10 protein-coding genes are annotated in these 6,061 nt (G+C 63.9%); 7 read left to right on the top strand and 3 right to left on the bottom strand.

The features are described from left to right. The 4 genes from HWE17_RS25630 to HWE17_RS25615 form a co-directional block, all read left to right on the top strand. Nucleotides 1-662, top strand: a 662-nt coding sequence (locus tag HWE17_RS25630) for an OmpA family protein (RefSeq protein WP_176390724.1), incomplete at its 5' end; no start/stop codon positions are given. A gap of 49 nt (nucleotides 663-711) precedes the next feature. Then, nucleotides 712-1,074, top strand: a complete 363-nt coding sequence (locus HWE17_RS25625; RefSeq protein ID WP_176390723.1) for a translation initiation factor Sui1 — start codon at nucleotides 712-714, stop codon at nucleotides 1,072-1,074. Between the two features lie 43 nt (nucleotides 1,075-1,117). Beyond that, entirely contained in the window at nucleotides 1,118-2,002 is an 885-nt protein-coding gene (locus HWE17_RS25620; RefSeq protein ID WP_176390722.1) for a hypothetical protein, read from the top strand. A gap of 254 nt (nucleotides 2,003-2,256) precedes the next feature. Then, a complete protein-coding gene (locus HWE17_RS25615; RefSeq protein ID WP_176390721.1) occupies nucleotides 2,257-2,679 on the top strand; it encodes a CPBP family glutamic-type intramembrane protease in 423 nt (140 codons plus the stop codon). 17 nt (nucleotides 2,680-2,696) lie between these two features. Here HWE17_RS25615 and HWE17_RS25610 read toward each other — a convergent pair whose 3' ends face one another. The 3 genes from HWE17_RS25610 to flgA form a co-directional block, all read right to left on the bottom strand. Continuing rightward, nucleotides 2,697-3,164: a flagella synthesis protein FlgN gene (locus HWE17_RS25610; protein ID WP_035821394.1), complete on the bottom strand. Its 468-nt coding sequence runs from the start codon at nucleotides 3,162-3,164 to the stop codon at nucleotides 2,697-2,699. 8 nt (nucleotides 3,165-3,172) lie between these two features. Beyond that, entirely contained in the window at nucleotides 3,173-3,481 is a 309-nt protein-coding gene (gene flgM / locus HWE17_RS25605; RefSeq protein ID WP_034787161.1) for a flagellar biosynthesis anti-sigma factor FlgM, read from the bottom strand. 111 nt (nucleotides 3,482-3,592) lie between these two features. Then, complete coding sequence (gene flgA, locus HWE17_RS25600; protein ID WP_176390720.1) at nucleotides 3,593-4,288, bottom strand: flagellar basal body P-ring formation chaperone FlgA; 696 nt, start codon at nucleotides 4,286-4,288, stop codon at nucleotides 3,593-3,595. A 191-nt stretch (nucleotides 4,289-4,479) separates the two neighbouring features. On the opposite strand from flgA, the gene flgB reads away from it, so the two are divergent. Genes flgB through HWE17_RS25585 form a run of 3 tightly spaced genes read left to right on the top strand, consistent with a single transcriptional unit; the run spans nucleotide 4,480 to nucleotide 6,047 of the window. Continuing rightward, on the top strand, nucleotides 4,480-4,932 hold the full coding sequence (gene flgB, locus HWE17_RS25595; protein WP_176390719.1) for a flagellar basal body rod protein FlgB: 453 nt from the start codon (nucleotides 4,480-4,482) through the stop codon (nucleotides 4,930-4,932). A gap of 2 nt (nucleotides 4,933-4,934) precedes the next feature. Continuing rightward, the gene (flgC, locus tag HWE17_RS25590; RefSeq protein WP_034754081.1) at nucleotides 4,935-5,336 is read left to right on the top strand and encodes a flagellar basal body rod protein FlgC; all 402 of its coding nucleotides are present in this window, start codon (nucleotides 4,935-4,937) and stop codon (nucleotides 5,334-5,336) included. A gap of 15 nt (nucleotides 5,337-5,351) precedes the next feature. After that, on the top strand, nucleotides 5,352-6,047 hold the full coding sequence (locus HWE17_RS25585; protein ID WP_035821390.1) for a flagellar hook assembly protein FlgD: 696 nt from the start codon (nucleotides 5,352-5,354) through the stop codon (nucleotides 6,045-6,047). Nucleotides 6,048-6,061 lie beyond the last annotated feature (14 nt).

Here is a 6,061-nt window from a genome sequence, read left to right as displayed (position 1 = left end):
TTTCGCAAGTCAACGAAGGCAAATACCGCGTCTTCCAGAATGCCATCGGCCAAGCCTTCAGCCTGGAAAAGGGCGCGCCGCCCATCATCATGGAAGCGCCGCAAGCCATTCCGCTGCCGAATCCCGCCCTGAAGCGCCGCACGGAAGCCATCCGCCGCGAGCGCGAACACATGACGCGCCTGGCGCAGGATCTGACGTCGACCCTGGCGCCGCTGGTGAAGGAGGGCAAGGTGCGGGTCACGCAGACGAGCCGCGGCGTGAGCGTGGAAATCAATGCCAGCGTGCTGTTCGATCCGGGCGCGGCGCGCCTGACGACGGAGTCGGACCAGGCCCTGCGCGCCGTGGCCGTGCTGCTCAAGGACGATACGCACGACGTGCAGGTGGAAGGGCATACGGACGTGCAGCCGATCAGCAATTCGAACTTTGCCTCGAACTGGGAATTGTCGGCCGCGCGCGCCAGCGCCGTGGTGCGCCTGTTCATCGCCAGCGGCGTCAAGGCTTCGCGCCTGACGGCCGTCGGCCACGCCGACAATATTCCCGTGGCGCCCAATGAAACGGCGGAAGGGCGCGCGCGCAACCGCCGGGTCGCCGTGACGATTTTGTCGGGCATCCCCGAAACGGTGACGGAAGTGCCGACGGCGCCCGTGGCGCCAGCCAATTGAACGCCGCCGCTTGGTACAATCGCGGCATTCTCTCTTTTATCTCTTCCTCATGAAAAGCAGCTCCCTGGGCGGTCTCGTCTATTCCACCGAAACGGGCCGCATGTGTCCCGCCTGCCGCCAGCCGCTGGCGCAATGCGCGTGCAAGGCGCAAGCCAAAGCGGCGCCAATCGGCGACGGCGCGGTGCGCGTGTCGCGCCAGACCAAGGGCCGCGGCGGCAAGAGCGTCACGGTGGTAAAAGGCTTGGCGCTGGACGCCATCGCGCTGGCCCTGCTGGGCAAGCAGTTGCGCACGCAGTGCGGCTCGGGCGGCACGGTCAAGGATGGCGTGATCGAAGTGCAGGGCGACCATGTGGACACCATCCTGGCCGCGCTGGCCAAACTGGGCCACCAGGCGAAAAAGGCCGGCGGCTGAGGGTGCACAGGCGTGCGGCCCGCTGCCGCGCGCATGTGGTAACGTGCGCTTCCCATCCACGCGCATCGTCTCCATGAACGTCAAATTCACCGGCATCGCCATCGCCGCCGCCATCGCGGCCGTGCTGGCGCTCGTGTACTGGCCAGCGCCCGACGGCGGCGCGCCGGAACCTGTCGCCGTTGCCGCCAGCGCGCCGGCGGGGCGCAGCCTGGCATCGTATCTGAATATCGACGCCACCCCGGCCGCCGATGCCGCGCCCGTTGCCGTGACCCTGGCGCGGCGGCTAGAACGCCTGGGCGCCAGCGGCAAGCCGGAAGACGCGTATGCGGCCTTCAACCTGATCGACGACTGCATCGTCTTCCAGCGCGAAAGCCGCTTGCCGGGGCTGGAATTCGAACTGGGACGCGAGATGACGGCGGAAGAAAAAGCCGCCCAGCAGCAGTTGTGCGGGGGCCTGACGCAGCGCCAGCGCGAGGACCGTCTCGCTTATCTGGCCAGCGCCGCGCAAGGCGGCGTGCCCGGCGCCGCCACCCTGTTCCTGTCGGAAGGCCCGTTCGGCGACCGCAGCGCGCTGCGCAACCGTCCCGACGATCCGCTGGTGCAGGCGTGGAAGCGGCAAGCCATCGCCCAGCTGACGGCGCAGGCGGACGAGGCGGAACTGAGCAGCGTGTCGACGCTGATGATGGCCTACCTGCGCGATGGCGAGGTGGTGCAGAAGGATGCGCCGCAAGCGTATGGCTACCTGCTGGCCCTGCGCCAGGTCTACGACGATATCCTCGCGCCCGGCGTCACCAATCCATATCAGGATGAATACTGGCACTGGCTGCAGGCGGAACTGACGCCGGAGCAGCAGGCGGCCGCCAGCGCCAGGGCGCAAGCCATCGTGGTGAAATGGCGCCAGCACGCGGGGCGTCCCGCCCACGGTTGAGGCGCACAGGGCATGCATGTCTTGCAATAATTAGTGTTGTTGGCGCTATGCTGTCGCGGTATGATGGCCGCACACCTGCCCTGTGGGCCGGGCACGCCATGGGGATAAATGCAGGGATGATGAAAGCGACGAACGTGCCAATGCCGCAACTGGCTATCAAGCTGGCTGCTCTGCGGGCGCGCATGGCAACGCACCCCATGCGGAGCGCCATGCGCTTGGGCTTGTGTGTGGGCGCCGTCAGTTTTCTCATTTGCATGCTGATGCTGCTGGTGGCGGAGGCCCTGTTTTCACCGCAGCAGCTGGGGGATTCCGCCTCGGAATCCCTGAAGGGCGCCAGCACGGCGACGGTATTCTGGATAGCCGTCGTCTGGGCGCCGTTGTTCGAGACGCTCATCGGGCAGTGGCTGCCGCTTGAAGTGTTGCGCCGCTACAGGGTACGCGCCGGATTTGGCCTGCTGGTCAGCGCGGCGCTATTTTCCCTGTTGCACATCATGGGTGGTTCCGGCATTGTGCATGCCTGCATGACTTTTATTGGTGGAGGCATCCTCTCGGCCAGCTACCTGACGGCACGCAGCATGGGCCTGGCGCCAGCCTATGTGGCGGCAGCCACGGCGCATGCTTGTGTCAATGGACTAATATTGTGCGGATCGCTCTTGTTTCCAGACCTGTTGGGGTGAGCGTCGAATCAAGGATTTTAGCCGATGACGACGCGCCGGCTGGCCGTGTTCGTCGTTGCTTGGCCGCTGGGGCCGTAGAAATTGCCGCTTTGGGCCGGGGGGCGCATGGCGTTCAGGGCGCCTTGCGTATGTACCATGTGCTTGTTGACGAGCAGGCTGTTCAGGCGGTTCTGCTCCTTGGCTTCGCGCGTCGTCTCGAGCAGGGCTTTCCACAGGGGCGCCGCTTCCGCTTCATTGGCGCCGACCAGCCAGTCTTCCATGCCCGCTTCGGCGGCGAGAAAGCCCGCTGCCGCCAGCGCCTGGTGGCGTTGCGCCGCCAGCTGGCTCAATTGTCCTACGAGTGCTGTCTTGCGTACGGTGAGCTCCGTGATTGCATCGATGTCAGCCGCAACCAGATGCCGCTGTTCTTCTTTCATCAATGCCAGCAATGTGGTCATGAGCTGTTGCTCGTCGCGCAGGCTGGAAAACGGAGTCACTGATTGCATGAGGGAACCTATCTATTTCGTGAGTGCAGCAAGTCCTTGACCGTGTCGAGGAGACCGTCCGCCACTTTTTCTGAGTTGACCTGGAACTGGCCGTCGGCGATCGCCAGCTTGATGCGTTCGACTTTTTTCGTGTCGAACACGGCGCCGCTGCCGGCAGTTGCACTGGCCGCTAATGCCTGTCCTTGCGGCGACAGGCGTACATTGTCCGACGTCGTCGGTGTTGCCTGGGCTTTCTCGGCATTCCGGGCGCCGGAGGTACTCGCGGGCGCCACCGGCAGGCCGGGATTGCTTTTAATGGTGTTGTCGGTAATTTTCACAGCGTGATCCTCGTCTGGTCGAAGTCAAAAAACTCCGGGATATGTGTCATTATCGGCACCTTCTCCCGAAACTTTAGTGCGCCAGACCACAATATCGCTGTCCATCCGTGTTCAGAAGGCTACTTCGACCATCCCCCCGGCCCGCGCCACGCCGCTGATCTGCTGGCCGCTCTGCGTGCGGACCTGCACCGTCTGGCCATCGCCGGCGCTGCCGATGGCGCGTCCTTCTGATGCCACCTGGAAACCGTTGCCACTCGAAACGACGCGCACCAGCTGGCCCTGCATCACCACCGGCTTGCGGCGCAAGGTGTCGAGGCGCATCGGCGTGCCTGGCGGCAAGGAAATATTCGTGCTGGCGCCGACCACCTGGGCCATGTCCGTGGCGATGCCTGCCGGCAATGCGGCCAGGTCGCCCTGCATCGTCACCAGCTGGCTGGTGTCGATGGCTTGCCCTTGCGCCAGCGGCACGGCGCTGGCCACGTAGTCGCCCACGACGGCCACGTTGGCTTGCAAATAAATGGTCCAGCTGCTTGGAGCCGTGCAGCGCACGCCGACGGTGGTCTTGCCCCAGGCGCGCGCGCCCGGCGCCATGAACGCTTGCGGCGCGGGGCAGGCGGCCAGGTTCAGGCGCGGATCGACGGCGCCGACGGTGATCGTCACCTTGCCGGGCAAACCGTTGCTTTGTACTTGCAGGAATTGTTCCACGCTGTTGCGCAGCGCTTCCGGCGTTTGCCGGCCGGCGTTTTGCGCCTGGGCCAGCAGTGGCAGGGCGGCAAGAGCGAAGAGGAAAGCAAGCGGTGTTTTCATGGTGATAGGCCTCTGGAATACTGCCATGATAGTGTGGGCGGCCCCGTTCGAAGCGCCGATTAAGGGGTAAAAGTATGGTCTGATCCGGCGATGGTCTTGCGGGTGGGCGCCGTACTATGTTTCCTGTCATCACTATACCGCCATCCTTCCGCCATCTCGGGCGCCAGTGGCAGATCTTTCCGGAGCCTGACATGATAGGGAAACTCGACGATTACATGCGCTTCAACGAGACGGCGCTGAGCCTGCGCTCGACGCGCCAGGAATTGCTCGCCTCGAACATCGCCAATGCCGACACGCCCAACTACAAGGCGCGCGATGTCGATTTCGCCGCCGCGCTGAAGGGCGCGATGGCGCGCAAGGATGGTGTGCCGCCTGCCCTGAAAGGCACGGCGCCGCAGCATATGCCGGGCAAGGGCGTGGCCGCCGCAGCGGGCGCAAGCGGTGGCGGCAAGGTCGAGACCCTGGCCGACGGCACGCCGTTGCTGTACCGCGCGCCGGCCCAGGGCGCCGTCGATGGCAATACGGTCGACATGGATCTCGAGCGCAATGCCTTTGCCGACAACGCCATCCGCTACGAGGCGGCCGTGACGTTCCTCAACTCGCAGATCAAGGGCATGCTGACGGCCATCCAGGGAGGACAATAATCATGTCGCTATTTAATATCTTCAATGTTTCCGGTTCGGCCATGAGCGCCCAGGCGCAGCGCCTGAACACGGTGGCCAGCAACCTGGCCAATGCGGACAGCGCCACCAGCGCCACGGGCGAAGCCTACCGCGCCAAGCAGGTGGTGTTCGAAGCCGTGCCCATGGCCAATGGCGCCACGGCCGTCAAGGTGCAGAAGGTGATCGAAGACCCGTCGCCGATGAAGCTGGTCTACGACCCGAAGAACCCGCTGGCCGACGAGAAGGGCTATGTCACCATGCCCAACGTCAATACGGTCGACGAGATGGTCAACATGCTGTCGGCTTCGCGTTCGTACCAGACCAACGTGGAAACCATGAACGCGGCCAAGTCGCTGCTCCTGAAAACCCTCACCATCGGCCAATAAGGCTGACTGATTATTATGGCAACCATCGATACCAGTACCTCCAAAATCACCGACCTGATGGCGACGATGAATCCGAAGAAGACGACGGCCGAGCCAGGCAGTGTCGAAGCGGAAACGAACAAATTTCTCACCCTGCTGGTCACCCAGCTGAAAAATCAGGATCCGATGAATCCGCTGGACAATGCGCAATTGACCAGCCAGCTGGCCCAGCTGTCGACGGTAACGGGCGTCAACAAGCTCAATACCACCGTGGAAAGCTTGAAAGCCAGCTATCAGCAAGCCGAATCGATGCAGGCGGCCAACATCATCGGCCATGGCGTGTTGACGGCGGGCAAGGATATCAACCTGAGCAAGAGCGCCGCGCTGCTGGGCGTGGACCTGGCCACGCCAGCCGACAAGGTCAAGGTCGTCATCTACAAGGATGGCAAGGAAGTCCATTCCATCGACCTGGGCGCACAGGCGGCGGGCACCTTGCCGCTGGGCTGGAACGGGTCCACCGCCGACCTCGACAAGGATGGCAAGCCGGTCGTGCTGGCCGACGGCGCCTACACCTTCACGGTGGAAGCGACGCGTGGAGGCACCAAGCTCAAGGATGCAACGGCGCTGATGTTCGGTTCGGTCGCCAGCGTGTCGACGGGCGCGAATGGCGTGAAATTGAATGTGCCGGGCGTGGGCAGCATCACCATGGCCGACGTGAAACAGATTCTGTAAGCCGCTTACCCTGA

The sequence above is a fragment of the Janthinobacterium sp. BJB401 genome, assembly GCF_013372745.1.
GTDB classification, from domain to species: Bacteria; Pseudomonadota; Gammaproteobacteria; order Burkholderiales; family Burkholderiaceae_D; genus Janthinobacterium; species Janthinobacterium rivuli.
Note: the sequence above shows the minus strand (reverse complement) of the source record. Positions and strands in the feature narration are given on the sequence as shown.